This window comes from Shewanella sp. MF05913 (genome assembly GCF_059758095.1).
Map to the genome: position 1 here is coordinate 104370 of NZ_JCAYNT010000004.1, position 15917 is coordinate 120286.

At 45.4% G+C, this 15917-nt stretch carries 16 protein-coding genes; 11 read left to right on the plus strand and 5 right to left on the minus strand.

The window, feature by feature from the left end:
- Positions 1 to 3: 3 nt before the first annotated feature.
- Genes AC19MV_RS07510 through AC19MV_RS07560 form a run of 11 tightly spaced genes read left to right on the plus strand, consistent with a single transcriptional unit; the run spans position 4 to position 11619 of the window.
- Positions 4 to 1563 (plus strand): HAL/PAL/TAL family ammonia-lyase, encoded by a 1560-nt coding sequence (locus AC19MV_RS07510; RefSeq protein WP_498306735.1) that lies wholly within the window; start codon positions 4 to 6, stop codon positions 1561 to 1563.
- Positions 1564 to 2004, plus strand: a complete 441-nt coding sequence (locus tag AC19MV_RS07515; RefSeq protein ID WP_498306737.1) for an acyl-CoA thioesterase — start codon at positions 1564 to 1566, stop codon at positions 2002 to 2004.
- Positions 1995 to 2825, plus strand: a complete 831-nt coding sequence (locus AC19MV_RS07520) for an outer membrane lipoprotein carrier protein LolA (RefSeq protein WP_498306739.1) — start codon at positions 1995 to 1997, stop codon at positions 2823 to 2825. The genes AC19MV_RS07515 and AC19MV_RS07520 overlap by 10 nt, the downstream gene beginning before the upstream one ends.
- On the plus strand, positions 2825 to 5224 hold the full coding sequence (locus AC19MV_RS07525) for an MMPL family transporter (protein WP_498306741.1): 2400 nt from the start codon (positions 2825 to 2827) through the stop codon (positions 5222 to 5224). The genes AC19MV_RS07520 and AC19MV_RS07525 overlap by 1 nt, the downstream gene beginning before the upstream one ends.
- On the plus strand, positions 5225 to 6487 hold the full coding sequence (locus AC19MV_RS07530) for an NAD(P)/FAD-dependent oxidoreductase (RefSeq protein WP_498306743.1): 1263 nt from the start codon (positions 5225 to 5227) through the stop codon (positions 6485 to 6487).
- Positions 6477 to 7076, plus strand: a complete 600-nt coding sequence (locus tag AC19MV_RS07535) for a DUF3261 domain-containing protein (RefSeq protein ID WP_498306745.1) — start codon at positions 6477 to 6479, stop codon at positions 7074 to 7076. Before AC19MV_RS07530 ends, AC19MV_RS07535 begins: the two co-directional genes overlap by 11 nt.
- A 26-nt stretch (positions 7077 to 7102) precedes the next feature.
- Positions 7103 to 8335 (plus strand): beta-ketoacyl-[acyl-carrier-protein] synthase family protein, encoded by a 1233-nt coding sequence (locus AC19MV_RS07540; protein ID WP_498306747.1) that lies wholly within the window; start codon positions 7103 to 7105, stop codon positions 8333 to 8335.
- 4 nt (positions 8336 to 8339) lie between these two features.
- Positions 8340 to 8840: a hotdog family protein gene (locus tag AC19MV_RS07545; protein ID WP_432400493.1), complete on the plus strand. Its 501-nt coding sequence runs from the start codon at positions 8340 to 8342 to the stop codon at positions 8838 to 8840.
- Between the two features lie 29 nt (positions 8841 to 8869).
- Positions 8870 to 9595 carry a 3-ketoacyl-ACP reductase FabG2 gene (locus AC19MV_RS07550; protein ID WP_498306748.1) on the plus strand — a complete coding sequence of 242 codons (726 nt, stop codon included), beginning with the start codon at positions 8870 to 8872 and terminating at the stop codon, positions 9593 to 9595.
- The gene (locus AC19MV_RS07555; RefSeq protein WP_498306749.1) at positions 9592 to 10818 is read left to right on the plus strand and encodes a beta-ketoacyl-ACP synthase; all 1227 of its coding nucleotides are present in this window, start codon (positions 9592 to 9594) and stop codon (positions 10816 to 10818) included. The genes AC19MV_RS07550 and AC19MV_RS07555 overlap by 4 nt, the downstream gene beginning before the upstream one ends.
- Before the next feature lie 30 nt (positions 10819 to 10848).
- Positions 10849 to 11619 (plus strand): hypothetical protein, encoded by a 771-nt coding sequence (locus AC19MV_RS07560; protein ID WP_498306751.1) that lies wholly within the window; start codon positions 10849 to 10851, stop codon positions 11617 to 11619.
- A 105-nt stretch (positions 11620 to 11724) separates the two neighbouring features.
- On the opposite strand, the gene AC19MV_RS07565 is transcribed toward AC19MV_RS07560, so the two are convergent.
- The 5 genes from AC19MV_RS07565 to dtd all read right to left on the minus strand — a co-directional run bounded on the left by AC19MV_RS07565 (position 11725) and on the right by dtd (position 15809).
- Complete coding sequence (locus AC19MV_RS07565) at positions 11725 to 13227, minus strand: methyl-accepting chemotaxis protein (RefSeq protein WP_498298195.1); 1503 nt, start codon at positions 13225 to 13227, stop codon at positions 11725 to 11727.
- An 8-nt stretch (positions 13228 to 13235) separates the two neighbouring features.
- Positions 13236 to 13847 carry an SCO family protein gene (locus AC19MV_RS07570; protein ID WP_498306753.1) on the minus strand — a complete coding sequence of 204 codons (612 nt, stop codon included), beginning with the start codon at positions 13845 to 13847 and terminating at the stop codon, positions 13236 to 13238.
- A 278-nt stretch (positions 13848 to 14125) separates the two neighbouring features.
- Positions 14126 to 14719 (minus strand): FMN-dependent NADH-azoreductase, encoded by a 594-nt coding sequence (locus AC19MV_RS07575; protein WP_498306754.1) that lies wholly within the window; start codon positions 14717 to 14719, stop codon positions 14126 to 14128.
- A 135-nt stretch (positions 14720 to 14854) separates the two neighbouring features.
- Positions 14855 to 15337: a thioesterase domain-containing protein gene (locus AC19MV_RS07580; RefSeq protein WP_498306756.1), complete on the minus strand. Its 483-nt coding sequence runs from the start codon at positions 15335 to 15337 to the stop codon at positions 14855 to 14857.
- A gap of 34 nt (positions 15338 to 15371) precedes the next feature.
- Complete coding sequence (dtd, locus tag AC19MV_RS07585) at positions 15372 to 15809, minus strand: D-aminoacyl-tRNA deacylase (protein WP_432400510.1); 438 nt, start codon at positions 15807 to 15809, stop codon at positions 15372 to 15374.
- Between the last annotated feature and the right edge of the window lie 108 nt (positions 15810 to 15917).

Below are 15917 nucleotides of genomic sequence, written 5' to 3' on the forward strand. Positions count from 1 at the left end.
CTCATGAGCCACACATCTTCAACAGACGCTACCGATAACACTGTGCATTTTGGTCAACACTATCTCAGCCTTGAACAAATTGTTGCTGTCGCCAAAGGCGCCCAAGTTAAGCTCACTGACACCGCTGACTACGTTGAATATATTCAAAAAGGCGCTCGTTTCATTGACAGTTTGTTACATGAAGAGGGCGTAGTTTATGGCGTCACCACCGGCTATGGTGACTCTTGCACCGTCAATGTAAGCTTAGATTTAGTCCACGAATTACCACTGCATTTAACCCGTTTTCATGGCTGTGGCTTAGGCGATAGTTTTAGCCCAATGCAATCACGCGCCATTATGGCATGCCGCCTAAACTCATTGGCTGTGGGTAAATCTGGGGTGAGTTATCTATTATTGCAACGTATTGAGTGGCTATTAAACAACGACATTACCCCCATCATTCCCCAGGAAGGCTCGGTTGGTGCCAGTGGTGATTTAACGCCATTGTCTTACCTTGCTGCAGTATTAGTGGGCGAGCGCGAGGTCATGTACCAAGGTAAACGCCAAGCCACTAAAGATGTGTATTTACAACTTGGCATGATGCCATTGAGGTTGCGCCCTAAAGAAGGCCTCGCATTAATGAACGGCACTGCCGTCATGACAGCACTGGCGTGTTTAGCCTATGACAGATCGCAATATTTGAGCCGTTTATCAAGTCGTATAACTGCGATGGCGTCGTTAACCCTTAAAGGTAATGCTAACCATTTTGACGAGATTTTATTTGCCGCCAAACCTCACCCAGGGCAAAACCAAATTGCCAGTTGGATCCGTGAAGACTTAAACCATCGCACTCATCCGCGTAATTCCGACCGTCTACAAGACCGTTACTCAATCCGCTGTGCACCGCATATTATCGGGGTGTTACAAGATGCTCTGCCGTTTATGCGCCAGTTTATTGAAACCGAACTCAACAGTGCCAACGACAACCCGATTGTGGATGCTGAAGGCGAACACATACTTCATGGCGGCCACTTTTATGGCGGGCATATAGCCTTTGCTATGGATGCGATGAAAAACGCCGTGGCCAATATAGCCGATTTAATTGATCGCCAAATGGCATTAGTGATGGACCCGAAATTTAATAATGGTTTACCGGCTAATTTATCGGCAGCAACGGGTGAGCGCCGCGCCATTAATCACGGCTTTAAAGCGGTACAAATCGGCGTGTCGGCCTGGACTGCTGAAGCATTAAAAAACACCATGCCTGCCAGTGTGTTTTCGCGCTCTACAGAGTGCCATAATCAAGACAAAGTCAGCATGGGCACCATTGCCGCGCGAGATTGCATGCGCGTACTACAACTAACAGAACAAGTGGCAGCAGCGGCCTTATTAGCCATGAGCCAGGGGATCCAACTGCGGGTGATACAGCAAGAGTTAGATCCGCAGTCATTAACCCCGTCGCTCGCTAAAACCCTTGAGCAAGTGAGCAACGATTGCGAGCTGCTCACTGAAGACCGTCCTTTAGAATCAGTACTGCGCCAAACGGTTGAAAAAATTCAACTCGGTCAATGGGAGGTGTGCTAAATGAAAGGTTTACTGCTGACCGAAATGGAAATGGTGATCCCGTTTCACGATGTCGACTCCATGGGCATTACTTGGCACGGTAATTACCTGCGCTATTTTGAAGTTGTACGCTGTCTATTACTCGATAAACTCGGTTATAACTATCGCACTATGCTGGAATCAGGCTATGCCTGGCCGATTGTCGACGTACAGGTTAAATATGTTAAAAGCAGCACCTTTGATCAAAAAGTCAAAGTGATTGCCGCCATTGTTGAGTGGGAAAACCGTTTGCGAATTAACTACCAAATTGTCGATGCCCAAACCAATGCACGTATAACCAAAGGTTATACCATTCAAGCTGCAGTAGAGATTGCCACTCAGGAGTTATGCTTTGTAACGCCAGAGGTGTTTCAGCAAAAAATTCGTCCGTTATTAGATGAGAGCCAAGCCTTATGCCAGTAATTAAGGCGCTATTGCTAACAAGTCTCCTACTTTGCTGGAGCACTCTAGTTGCCAATGTAAGCGCAAACCCGGCACCCGTAGCTGCTGATAACAATGCTGACAACAATATTGAAAGTGCGCAGTCACAGAGTTCATCTACACAAGCCCATACTGACGATAAGGCTCAAGAGGATGAGGCTCAACTGACAAAGGCTCAATTAGCGCAAATTAACAGTTTGTACCAACAACCGGCTAGCTCTTCAGCCCTTAAGGCGTTAGCGCAGCAACTGAATTTACAAGCCGATACCCGCGGACAGTTCATACAACAACGCCATTTAGCGGTGCTCAAAAAACCATTGCAAAGCCAGGGTCGGTTTATTTTCAGCCCTACACAAGGCTTAGTTTGGCAACAACTTAAACCCTTTAACAGTTTAATGGTGCTTAAAGGTCAGCAGTTAATTCAGCAAAACAGTCAGGGAAAAGTGCAACGACTCAGCGCAGCAGCCAGCGGCAATCCTATCGCGCAGCAACTGCCACGTTTATTGCAGGCCATAATGGCAGGCGACATTGAAGCGCTACACGCTGACTTTGCGTTATTTATGGTCGAAGAAAAAACGGGCGAGCTATGGCAACTCGGCTTACAAGCAAAAGATCCGCAAGTGCATGCTGCTATGGGTAACATTACCCTCAGTGGTGACACTCACATTCGCTCACTCATCATGACCAGCCAGCAAACGGATATCAGCGACTACACCTATATACAATTTACCAATACTGAACATGGCCCGCTTAGCGACAGCGAACTTGCACTATTTAGCCTAAACAGTGAGTTAGCTCAGTAATGCCTCGCAACCCGTTTAATGCATTAACCTCAGCCAAAAGCCGCTTTGCGGTATGGTTGTTATTGCTGCTTGCCATGTTAATTAGCGGCGCTTGGCAATGGCAGCAAGGCGCGCGGATCCAAACTGATATTTTGGCCATGCTGCCACATTTACAACAAGACAAACTCACCGAAACAGCATTAGATACCGTCGAAAAGAGGCTGGCGAATCAAGTATATATTGCACTGATAGCAGAGAACGACAACCAGGCCATTAGTGCGGCTCAGCAGGTAATAACCTCATTACAAAGCCAGTCATCACAACCGTTTATCGCCATTCGAAGCGGCGCTGATAATCTGTTAGAAGAGTTAGCCAAAGTGTATTTTGAGCATCGCTTTAGTTTACTCACTCTCGAGCAAACACATGCGCTAGAAACAGATAACTGGCATGAGTTATTGGCCGCCGCGCAAAGCCAGCTGTATAGCGCCTTTGGTTTTGCTAACAGCCAACTGTTAGCGAGCGACCCGCTGTTATTGTTTCCAGCAAACTTGTTGGCGCTGTCACCGAATAGCAAACTTCGTAGCCAACAGGGTATTTTACTCACCGATACGGATAGCGGAGTCGCCGCAATTGTTATGGCCAAAGGTCGTGACAGCGCGTTTAGCCCTACTGCTCAGCAACAACAAATGCTTGCACTACAATCTGCTTTTAGTCAGATAACTCAACAGTATCCGCAAATCCGCGTTCTCAAGGCTGGGGCATTGTTTCATGCTATCGCCGCAACCGAATCAGCCAAACAAGAGATCAGCAGAATCGGCTTAATCTCCATGCTGGGCATTGTATTATTGGTGTTATTGGCATTTCGCTCAGTGATGCCATTAGTAGCCGCGGTACTCACCTTAACCACTGGCGTCGTGTTTGCTTTTGTCGCCACCCTAAGTCTATTTGGTGAATTGCATTTACTGACATTGGTGTTTGGCACCAGCTTAATTGGCGTGGCCATTGATTACAGCTTTCATTTTTATTGCGAAAAACAAGCACACCCTAATGACACAGCCACTGACACCATCAAACGTATTTTCCCTGCGCTAACACTCGCATTAGCCACCAGCGCAAGTGCATTTATCGCCATTGGTTTTACGCCTTTCCCAGGGATGCAACAAGTCGCGGTATTTTGCGCAGCGGGCTTAATTGGCGCGTATCTCACCTTGCTTTTAATATTTCCGCTTTTGGGTAATCAGTCACTAAAACAGACTCGAGGGCTTGGGTTTGCTCACGCTTATTTAAGCTGGCTATACCGCGTATTTATCCCAACAAAACCGGTACAAAAAGTCGTATTAATGCTGCTGCCTGTTGGTGTGTTAATGATGCTGTTTTTCGGGGTATCGCAACTCACCGCCAACGATGACATTCGTCAATTGCAGCAGAGCCCAGAGGCGATAACCACTGAAGAAAACCAGCTGAGACAATTGCTCAGCGGCGGCACAGATAACCAATTTATTTTAGTCAGTAGCGCCAATGAACAAGACTTACTGCAAACACTTGAGCAACTAACCCCAGTATTAGAGACCGCTATTTCAAACAATGAAATAGATCAAGCGGTTAGCATCAGCCGCTTTATGCCGAGCATGGTACGTCAGCAGCATCACTACCAGCTACAGCAACAGCTTTACCAACAACACCTGGCTGAAATCATTGAGCAAATGGGCCTAGATGACAGCATAAAGGCCAGTTTAATGGCCGAGCTTAATCTGGCTAACTCAGCATGGCTCACACCTCAAACTGTGCTTAAGCACGCCAATGATGACTTAAAAGCCTTGTGGTTGGGTGATGTTGCAAGCGCTGACAATACGACACAATTTGGTGCAATTGTATTACTAGGTGGCATTCATTCTCTGCCCTCGTTAACCCAGCGACTCACAAACCAGAGTTGGCCTTTAGGGCAAGTCAGAGTGATTGATAAGGTTGGCGATATATCCAACATTATGGGCCAGTATCGCCAACTGACGTTTCAGTTGTTAATGTGGGTGTTTGCGCTTGCCAGTATTGTTTTTAGCATTAAATATGGCATTAAACTGGCGCTTGCCATTGTTGCGGTACCGGCATTTGCCGTGTTACTTACTTTGGCTTGTTTGGGCTTAGTTGGCTCAAGCATTAGCTTATTTCATGCCTTAGCCTTTATTTTAGTGCTGGGTATTGGTATTGATTACAGCTTATTTTTTGCCGAAGCCAAGCACACCAACCATGGGGTGATGATGGCAATATTTATGTCGGCCTGCTCAACCTTATTAGCCTTTGGTTTACTGGCACTGAGCCAAACCCATGCGATTCACTTTTTCGGCCTAACGCTTTTATTTGGCATCAGTTTTGCTTTTCTATTAGCGCCGTTTATCTCATTTTTTACAAGGAAGTCACTGTAAATGTTAAGCAGTCAAACAAGCACACTCAGCAACATGGACGTCGACGTCGCCATTATTGGTGCCGGCCCCTCTGGCGCGATAGCTGCCAGCTTATTACGCCAACAAGGTCATAAGGTTGTGGTGGTTGAGAAGCAACAGTTCCCGCGCTTTTCTATCGGTGAGAGTTTACTGCCTTGCTGTATGCAATTTATTGAACAAGCCGGTATGCTAGATGCGGTTAATCAGGCTGGCTTTCAATTTAAAAATGGCGCCGCATTTCGTCATCAAGGCCGTTACACCACATTCGACTTTACCGATAAGTTCACTCCAGGCCCGGGCACCACGTTTCAAGTTCAGCGCGGCCAATTTGATAAATTACTGGCCGACACCGCCATCAGCCAGGGCGTCGACATTCGCTTTGGTCATCAGGTTGATTCGGTCGATATAAGCGCTGAGCCCACACTGCAAATTACTAATGAACAAGGTCAGCATTACCAAATCAATGCCAAGTTTATTGTCGATGCCAGCGGCTTTGGCCGAGTATTGCCCCGGTTATTAAACCTTGAACGACCATCAAATTTACCGTCACGCAGCGCTATCTTTACCCATATTGAAGATAACATTAGCGACAGCGAATTTGATCGCAATAAAATCCTCATCAGTGTTCATCCCGAACATAAAGACATTTGGTATTGGCTCATTCCCTTTAGCAATAACCGCTGCTCTATTGGTGTTGTCGGCGAGCCCCATTTATTAGCGCATTTAAGTGGTAGCCTGGAGCAACAGTTGCTGACTATTATTGCGCAGGAACCCGATTTAAAGCGTTTACTTGTTAATGCTAAAGTAGTGCAACCCTGTGCAACGCTCCAGGGTTACTCGGCCAATGTGACCACACTTGCCACAAACAAGTTTGCTTTATTGGGTAATGCGGGTGAGTTTCTTGACCCAGTATTTTCATCTGGGGTCACTATTGCAATGCAGTCGGCCGCCATGGCGTGCGCAACTCTTGATAAGCAGCTCAAAGGCGAAACTGTCGATTGGCAAGCGGATTACGCTGAGCCGTTAATGCTTGGGGTTAATACCTTTAGAACTTATGTTCAAGCCTGGTATGACGGCCGTTTTCAAGATGTGATTTTTTATCAACAGGCGAACAACAATATTAAACAAATGATTTGCTCTATTTTGGCAGGCTACGCATGGGACACTAAAAATCCTTTTGTTAAAGAATCAGAGCGTCGCCTTAATACCATCGTTGAGTTATGTCGGGAGTTAGATGTTGCTTAATCATAGTCGTGCTATCGGGGTGATTGGCGCAGTGTTTTTGCTGTGCGCATTGGCAAGTTGTAGCCAACAATTTACCCGACAAACCTGTATGGCGATAACCAGTCAGGCTCAATATTGCCTAGCGCCCACCGTGACGCCCCTAAATACCCAAAGCGAGATCAGTCTAAGCCAAATGATCAGCATGAACCGCGGCCAAGATAATCATGAATTACTGACTCAATTAGAGCTCACCTCACAGCGTATGACCTTAGTGGGGCTCGCGCCTTTAGGCCAGGCATTGTTTACCCTGGTGTACGATGGCCACACCTTGCAAAGTGAGCAAAGTAACTTGTTAGGCGATGCCTTTAATGCTGAGTACTTAATGGCCATCATGCAGCTTGTCTACTGGTCTTCGGAGCAAGTCAATAAACAACTCTCAGGTGCTCAGTTGCTGGATACACCTTGCGCAAGTGCATTATGCAAACAGTTAATCGATGCCGATGGCGAGCAGATCAGTATCAGCTATAGTGATCTCAACCCGTGGCAAGCAAATATTAGCGTCACCATCAAATCAGCCGACATTTTGTTGCACATCACGCCACTCGAGTAACCAATGACAAAGACTGAGCACACAATATGAATAACCGAATAGCAATAACCCATATCGGACTTTGTACGCCGTTAGGCAACTCGCCTGAAACAGTGTTGCAGCGCTTGGTCAATGGCGACACCAGTGCCATGCAATACCGTGATGATTTATTGTTTAGCGGCCCAACGATTGTCGGTAGCGTAAATGATGACAGCCTTATTGATATTCCCGAGCATTTACAGTTGTTTGCTTGCCGAAATAATCGTTTACTTAACACTGCAGCAATGCAAATAACTCATACAGTAAACGAGGCAAAAGCCAGGTATGGAGCTGATAGAATTGGCGTAGTATTAGGCACGAGTACATCGGGAATTTCCAAAGGTGAAGCGGCATTAGCCTATCAACTCGAACATGGTCACTTTCCACCGAGTTACCATTACTCACAACAAGAACTGGGCAGCACTAGCGACTACCTCAAGCAGTTATTTGAACTCGAAGGCCCTTGCTACACTGTGTCGACCGCGTGTTCATCAAGTGCCAAAGTGTTTGCCAGCGCACAACGATTACTGCTCGCAAACTTGTGTGACATGGTTATCGTCGGCGGCGTCGACAGTTTATGCCAATTAACCGTAAATGGATTTAATTCGCTAGAGTCTATTGCTAAAGCACATTGTAATCCGTTTAGCCTAAACCGCGACGGCATTAATATTGGTGAGGGCGCTGCGCTATTTACCTTAACGCGTGGCCAAAGCGACGTCATGCTCGCGGGCATAGGCGAATCTGCTGATGCCCACCATATTTCAGCGCCGCATCCTGAAGGCTTAGGCGCCATTGCAGCCATGAATAGCGCATTAGCCGCGGCAAATATTCAGCCAGAACAAATCGATTATGTTAATTTGCACGGCACTGCCACCCCAAAAAACGATGCCATGGAATCACGCGCAATCACCAAGGTATTTAGCCCAGCATTACCGCCGTGTAGCTCAACCAAACCCTTAACAGGCCACACTTTGGGTGCTGCTGGCGCCATTGAGGTAGCATTTTGTTATTTACTGCTCAGCCCACATAATTATCTTCAACAGTTGCCCCCTCATATATGGGACGGTCACGCTGACAATAACGACCCAAGCATACCCTTAGTGAGCGCCAACGCTTCACAGCACGCCAATTCACCGCTACCTAATTCACAACCAGCAAAGTCACTCAACTACATTATGAGTAACTCATTTGCCTTTGGTGGCAGCAACGCCAGCGTTATTTTTTGTAAAAAGGATGCCTAAAACCATGTCGACCCTTATTGCTGACGCCACGCTATTAGGCCACGATATCAGCGAGTTTGTGCCGCATCGAGCGCCAATGATTTTGATTGATAAGCTACTCGAACATCAACCCGACACTCTGCTTACGGCTATCCATATTAGCGAAGCAAGCGCTTACTTTGACAACACAATCAATGGTGTGCCCAATTACGTCGGCATTGAATACATGGCGCAGAGCATTGCAGCATTAGCAGGCGTTGAAGCCAAGTTAAAGGGTGACAAAGTACGCGTCGGTTTTTTACTGGGAAGCCGTAAATTACAGATGCACATAGGCCATTTTATCCTTGGGCAAACCTATCACACCAAGGTGAGCCGCCTTTATCAAGAGCCTTCTGGTTTAGCGGTATTTGATTGCCAAATATTTCATCAAAACCATGTGGTCGCCTCGGCAAACGTCAATGTGTTTCAACCACTAAACACTCAAGCCTATATTAACGAAAACCAAACAGAACCTAGCAACTCATAATAATAAAACAGCACATCATGGAGAGACTTGTGACTAACAGAGTATTAATTACCGGCTCAAGCCGGGGGATCGGCAAGGCCATTGCCATTAAATTAGCCGAAAATGGTTTTGATATTGCGCTGCACTTTCACAGCAACCATAACGCTGCGGCTGAAGTGCAGCAAATACTCACCAACCTTGGCGTCAATGTCTCTGTATTGCAGTTTGATATCGGCGATCGTCCTGCCGCAAAGCAAGCTATTGAAGCCGATATTGCCGAGCATGGTGCTTATTACGGGGTTATTTTAAATGCCGGCATAAACCGTGATACCGCCTTCCCCGCCATGACCGAAAACGAATGGGACAGTGTTATCCACACCAATTTAGACGGTTTTTACAATGTGATACACCCAACCATCATGCCAATGGTACAAGCCCGTAAAGGTGGACGCATTATTACCCTCGCATCGGTTTCGGGTATTGCCGGTAATCGCGGCCAAGTCAATTACAGCGCCTCTAAAGCAGGCATTATTGGTGCAACAAAAGCATTGTCACTTGAGTTAGCCAAACGCAAAATCACCGTGAATTGCATTGCTCCAGGGTTAATCGAAACCGACATGGTGAGTGATTTCCCAACCGATTTAGTCAACCAAATGGTACCAATGAAACGCATGGGGAAACCCAATGAAATAGCCGGTCTGGCAAACTTTTTATTGTCTGATGATGCTGCATACATCACCCGCCAAGTGATTTCGGTCAATGGAGGCATGATATGAAGCGCGTAGTCGTCACAGGTATGGGCGGTATTTCTGCTCTCGGTCAGGACTGGCAACAGATTAAAGCCAGTTTATTAGCCAAGCATAATTGTGTTATTCGCATGGACGAGTGGGATCGCTATCCTGACTTAAACACTCGCCTCGCGGCGCCCGTGCGTGACTTTACAGTACCATCGCATTACTCACGTAAAAAAATCCGTTCAATGGGCCGGGTGTCACTCATGGCAACCCGCGCAAGCGAGCTGGCGTTAGAAGACGCAGGGTTGTTAAATGACCCGGTATTGAGCTCAGGCCAGGTAGGAGTCGCTTATGGCTCATCTACCGGCAGTACTGAACCGATTATGGGCTTTGGTGACATGCTTAAAACCGGTGAAATGTCGGGACTGACCGCCACCAGCTATATCAAAATGATGGCCCACACTACGGCGGTAAATATTGGGGTGTTTTTTGGCTTACAAGGTCGTATTCATACCACAAGCAGTGCCTGCACCTCTGCCAGCCAGGGCATAGGTTATGCTTACGAAGCGATTAAATATGGTATGCAAACCATTATGTTAGCCGGCGGCGGTGAAGAGCTATGCCCAACAGAAGCGGTGGTATTTGATACCTTATTTGCTACCAGCACTCAAAATGATACTCCCGAACAAACCCCACGCCCATTTGACAGTCAGCGTGATGGTTTAGTCATAGGAGAAGGAGCCTGTACGTTAATACTCGAAGAGTTAGAACACGCTCAAGCTCGCGGGGCAACAATCTATGCTGAGCTTGTTGGCTTTGGCACCAACTCTGACGGCCAACATGTGACTCAACCCAATGCACACACAATGGAAGTGGCCATACGTTTAGCGTTAAAAGACGCTAAGCTGTCGCCGCAAGACATTGGTTACATCAGCGCGCACGGTACTGCTACAGACCGCGGTGACATTGCCGAAACCGCAGCAACGCATGCTGTTTTTGGTGCAAATACGCCGATTTCATCACTTAAAAGCTATACCGGCCACACGCTTGGCGCCTGTGGCTCACTCGAAGCATGGACCAGTATCCAAATGATGAATGAAGGCTGGTTTGCACCAACATTAAACCTCAATGAAATTGACCCTGAATGCGGCAAGTTGGATTATATCAAAGGCGATATTCGCCAACTTGATACCCAATACATCATGAGCAACAACTTTGCCTTTGGTGGCATCAATACTTCACTGATTTTTAAACGCTGGAACTAAGAAATAACTCACATGATAAAAGGACATAGCATGACAAAAAATGTAAGCAACATGGCAATCAGCGGATTACTGATGGCCGTAGGATTATTGAGTTCGTTATTCACCCCGTTAGTCAGCGCACAAGAACCCATCGTACAAGAACAGCAATATCAGGCGATATTTCAAGGTGACAATCACGCTCAACAAATACACGCCATTGAAACCTTAATTATTTCAGGGCCGCAAGATGTCGCCGTATATGATGCGATAGAAGCGTCGCTTAAACAGAGTTTAACCAGCGCGACTGACAAAAAAGCTATCGATTATTCATCCTGGCTTGCTAAAGGTTTAGGCTATTCTGGCAACGAAAAATATCGTGCTACGTTAAGCCAAATTGCCGAAGGTGATTACCATAAAAAATTACGTAAATATGCCAATGAAGGTATTACTAATATTAGCCAATACGTCATTTGGAATCCCATTCTGCACGCGCAAACGCATGTCGATTTAACGCCTCGTTTAAATGCATACAGCAACGCTTTAGCCAGTGATGACCTGATATTAATCCGCATTGCCGCTAAGCGGATCATGTATGAACGAGAAAATAGCGAGGTGATGTTAACTCAACTTAGTGAACAATTAGCTCAGCCGCGCTTGCTGGACGACAGCCGCTTAGCCATTGATACTTATGCCTGGTTAGCCAAAGCCTTAGCCAGCTCAGGTAACGATAAGTTTAAACCGGTCATTGAAGCGCTAGCTAACAACGCAGACAATAAAAAACTGCGCAGCTACGCCAAAAAGTACTTAAAAACCTATTTTTAAGCGCTTATGCCAATATTTAGATGTTTCTATCTAAGATAAAATAAAAACAGATGTGAGCAGTCATGCTGACATCTGTTTTATTTCAAAGCCTATCTACTCTACACGCTACACTTTATAGGCAGCGGCCTTAGTTTGATAATCTTCGGTAATACGTTTCATTTCAACAGCACCAACCGCAAGCTTCTGCACTTGCTCAGATAACACCACCACTGCTTTGGCATTATCTAAAATCTCTGCACCAATTTGGTTGAGTTTATTGGCCTGTTCTTGAGTGCCATTGGCAACATTGTTGCTTAAGGTAGAAACTTGGCCAATTTGCGCGGAACGCAAATCGAGTCCCTTAGCAATATTATTAGTATGCTGCACGTTTTCTGAAGTGCGCTTTCTACCTTGGTCCATCGACTCAACTGTTTTTAACATACTCACGTTTAGACGACTCAACACTTTTTCAATACCATCTGTAGATTGGCTCGTTCGTTGCGCGAGTGTACGAACTTCATCGGCAACCACCGCAAAGCCACGGCCACTCTCACCGGCTCTAGCGGCCTCAATTGCCGCGTTCAGCGCTAGTAAATTAGTTTGATCTGAAATGCTGCGAATAGCTTGCAGCAACGAGGTAATGGCCGCTACATCTTTGGTCAGTTCGGTTAAAGACTCTGTCACTTCTGTAGTATTGGTTTCAAGCAGTTGCATGTCTTTCATGATGCTAAGCGCACTTTGGCGATCGCTAATGCTTGAACTGGCAGCATCTTTAGCTTGCTCTGCAGATAACTGGCTATCGTGAGCCATTTGCTGAAAATGGTCTATTACCACTTGCGTAGCATCGGCTATGACATGAGCTTGATGAGTTTGTTGCTCCACTGAACGCTGAGTCTTATCACTTAAATTCATTAAATTATCAGAGGTATTGGCCATTTTCGTGGCAATATCACGATAATCATGAAATAACTGCGACAACTCTTCGAGCATTAAATTAAACGACATTTCCGCTGGCGTGTCTGCTGATGGCAACCGAACGGACAAATCTTTATTGGCTGAAATGGTTTCAATCGCGCCAGCAATACGCTGGTTAGCCACGGCATCTGTGCGCATAAACAAGCCGATACGGATTAAAATAAAGGTCTCTACCGCAGCAAATAATGCATGGATCAACACAATGGTCCAATTACATTCACCGGCAAAAATCATCACTGGCGTATCAAATAAACTGACACCTTGCAGTTGGATATAGGTCAAGCCAACATGATGTACCGCAACGGTTAATAATGCCGCCAGCAAGGGTTGCCAGCGTAAATAAATCAAAAATACACCCATAGAAGCAAAAATATGGAAGTGCATCTCAAGCATGCCCATCTGGCTTTGAATCAACAACCCAGAAACGGTCATCATAATCACCGCCCCCACAATGGCAAATAACTCAGTGCCTTTTAATAAGCTGTAACTTAACTGCACTAAGACTAAAATCGCAATCGCAGCGATAGTGCTAAATGTCAGCATTTTCGCGCCAAAAAAGCCACTCATAAACAGCAGTGGCCCTTGTAGCATTAATATTTGGTAAATATATGAATCATGCTTCTTTAACAGCGTTGTTGTTTGGTTATCATTCATAAACAGGCCTACATTTCAGATGAAATAATGTGCTTAAGCTCATGCAGCATTTTGGGTGTTGAAAGCTGCTTAGCCGTGTATATTCTTGCAAGTTGTCCATCCGGGGACACTAAAAACAGTTTACCAACATGGTTTATGCTGGTGAGTTCATGATTGATATTTTCAGACAATCGCCTATCTAATCGCTGTAACTGCTCATCAGATAATGACGCGCTCACAAAGCGAGGCGATCGATCATCAATTAAACTTTTACGCACTTCGGGGGTATCGTTGTCAGGATCAATCGTTACAAACATAAATTGCACCTCAGCCCCAGTAAACAAAGCATCCTGCTGTATGTGTTGCTCCAATTGAATCATTTGTTGGACCCGTATCGGACAAATTTCAGAGCACGATAAAAAGCCTAAGAATAAGTAGGTATATTTACCCGCGGACGCAGGAAATTGATGCGATTGCTGTTCAACATCTTGCCAAGTAAAGCGTAATTGCTGGTGGTCGTTAATATTAATGCCGTAAGATTCACTGTCTTGATACCATTGGCTTAACACCATAAGTATAGGGATCATTCCTAAGCAAATACAAATTAAAACCGACGCAATAACCACTTTTTTTAACTGCATAGGTTAACGCCTTTTTGTGTCAAAGGACCCACTAACTCAACAATATAATGATAGCTGGATTGACTCAAATACAATGGGTCAGCAAGATAGAAATATTTTGATTAGGCAGTGAGTTGAGATTGATATATTTCCAGCAATATATCTCAACGCTCAATACGTTGCAGATAACAACTTGGATCAACACAAGAGAGAGTAATACAAAAAAGTGGGTAGGTTCGCCAATAAAAACGCCCAAATCGTTTAGATTTGGGCGTTATGCATAGATCAAGATAATTGAATTACAAGGTAATCGCGTCGATAGTCTGTTTAGCCTGGCTAATACCCGCTTCGGCCGCATCAGGGCCCATGTTCAATGCTTCGGCGTATACGGTTTCAACATGAGTAATACCAATAAAGCCAAGTACGGTAGTTAAATAAGGCACCACGTGATCTGTACTTCCGCCTTTATGTGCGCCGCCACGCGTAGTGACAATAATCGCACGCTTACCCTCAATTAATCCTACAGGGCCTTTGTCGGTATAGGCAAATGTCACACCCGCGCGCGCGATAAAATCGATCCAACTTTTTAAGGTTGTCGGAATACTAAAGTTATACATTGGTGCGGCTATCACAATCGTGTCATGGGCTTTGATCTCCGCGACTAATTCGTCCGACAATATCAAAGCTGCTTGTTGGCGCTCAGATAAATTGTCGCCGCCACGTAAAGCTGCAGCAATCTCGCCATCTAACATCGGCACTGGGTTGCTACCTAGGTCACGAGTTGTTATCTCAGCACCTTGTGCACTCCACTGCTGAGTTGCATAGTCAACAAGTGCTGAAGATTGAGAGTATTCGCCTAAAATGCTCGATTTTAACATGAGTACTTTTGTCATCGTTTATTCCGCCTACTAGTTTAAGTTTATTCAGTGAGGTCTCTACATAATCGACCAATGACATCAGTATATTGAACGATAAAAAAGAAAAAAAGCGGATAAATGTAGCAATAAGGTTCGATTAATTAGAAAGGTTTACTCAGGTATCACTTTAGGTAAAGACACATAATGACCCGTAAAAGCAGCACACAGCTGTTCGTTACAATATAGTCCGACTTCTAATGTGACCTTAATCCGCTTGCCATCAGCTAAACCAGACATATCAGTATTCGGCCAAATCACTTTCGCAATGGGGTCGGCCGTAATAGGTTTGATGTACTTTACGTTGGCATCAGCTAATACAATGTCCCCTTGTAGCGTTAAACGTTGTTGTTGCAACCACACCATGCCCCAGCCTGTTAGGGTCATTAGCGTATAAATGCTGCCAGCAAACATAGTGTTATGCAGATTAATATTCGGGGTTAATGGCGCGGTGACCTGTAATTCAGTGCCACTAAAACGAAGCGGCTGAACCTGCATAAACTGGCTTAAAGGAATGGTGCTATGCCATGTATTTTGTAATTGAGATAACAGTTCGCTAAAACCACTACCGATTGGCATTACATTGTCTTGTGACATTACCACTCCTTATCGTCTATGCCTTATTTAAAAGTTAAACCTGCAAATTAAAGGTCACTGGGCCGTCATTGAGTAATTCAACTTGCATGTCGGCACCAAATTGACCCGTTTGAGTTTCAATGCCTTGTTGGCGGCAAAAATCCACAAAATCGAGATACAATTGCTTAGCTTGCTCTGGGGTGGCTGCACACGAAAAACTTGGCCTTAAGCCTCGCCCAGTGTCTGCTGCCAAAGTAAATTGCGATACCACGAGTAGCTGACCGCCCACTTGCGACACATTAAGGTTCATTTTGCCGTCATCATCGCTAAACACGCGATACTTCATGACCTTAGTTGCCAGCTTTGCCATTTTTTCAGCATCATCTTCGCGCTCAACACCCAGTAATACCAGTAACCCTTGATCAATTTTACCGATCACTTCGTCATCAACCGTAACAGACGCACGCTTGACGCGTTGAATTAATGCAATCATAAAATCCTAATAACCTTAAATAAGAGGTAAAACATAATGCCATGGAATATCCCATGTCGCGCGATACAAATATCACGCAAAATAGCCCGGCTAATTATCTATCATCAA

Bases quoted from the DNA above. Each gene is read 5' to 3' on its own strand.
- AC19MV_RS07540 (WP_498306747.1), top strand. From the start codon at position 7,103: ATGAATAACCGAATAGCAATAACCCATATCGGACTTTGTACGCCGTTA.
- AC19MV_RS07575 (WP_498306754.1), bottom strand. From the start codon at position 14,719: ATGACAAAAGTACTCATGTTAAAATCGAGCATTTTAGGCGAATACTCT.
- AC19MV_RS07510 (WP_498306735.1), top strand. From the start codon at position 4: ATGAGCCACACATCTTCAACAGACGCTACCGATAACACTGTGCATTTT.
- AC19MV_RS07560 (WP_498306751.1), top strand. From the start codon at position 10,849: ATGACAAAAAATGTAAGCAACATGGCAATCAGCGGATTACTGATGGCC.
- AC19MV_RS07570 (WP_498306753.1), bottom strand. From the start codon at position 13,847: ATGCAGTTAAAAAAAGTGGTTATTGCGTCGGTTTTAATTTGTATTTGC.
- AC19MV_RS07525 (WP_498306741.1), top strand. From the start codon at position 2,825: ATGCCTCGCAACCCGTTTAATGCATTAACCTCAGCCAAAAGCCGCTTT.
- AC19MV_RS07555 (WP_498306749.1), top strand. From the start codon at position 9,592: ATGAAGCGCGTAGTCGTCACAGGTATGGGCGGTATTTCTGCTCTCGGT.
- AC19MV_RS07535 (WP_498306745.1), top strand. From the start codon at position 6,477: ATGTTGCTTAATCATAGTCGTGCTATCGGGGTGATTGGCGCAGTGTTT.
- AC19MV_RS07520 (WP_498306739.1), top strand. From the start codon at position 1,995: ATGCCAGTAATTAAGGCGCTATTGCTAACAAGTCTCCTACTTTGCTGG.
- AC19MV_RS07580 (WP_498306756.1), bottom strand. From the start codon at position 15,337: ATGTCACAAGACAATGTAATGCCAATCGGTAGTGGTTTTAGCGAACTG.
- AC19MV_RS07565 (WP_498298195.1), bottom strand. From the start codon at position 13,227: ATGAATGATAACCAAACAACAACGCTGTTAAAGAAGCATGATTCATAT.
- dtd (WP_432400510.1), bottom strand. From the start codon at position 15,809: ATGATTGCATTAATTCAACGCGTCAAGCGTGCGTCTGTTACGGTTGAT.
- AC19MV_RS07545 (WP_432400493.1), top strand. From the start codon at position 8,340: ATGTCGACCCTTATTGCTGACGCCACGCTATTAGGCCACGATATCAGC.
- AC19MV_RS07515 (WP_498306737.1), top strand. From the start codon at position 1,564: ATGAAAGGTTTACTGCTGACCGAAATGGAAATGGTGATCCCGTTTCAC.
- AC19MV_RS07530 (WP_498306743.1), top strand. From the start codon at position 5,225: ATGTTAAGCAGTCAAACAAGCACACTCAGCAACATGGACGTCGACGTC.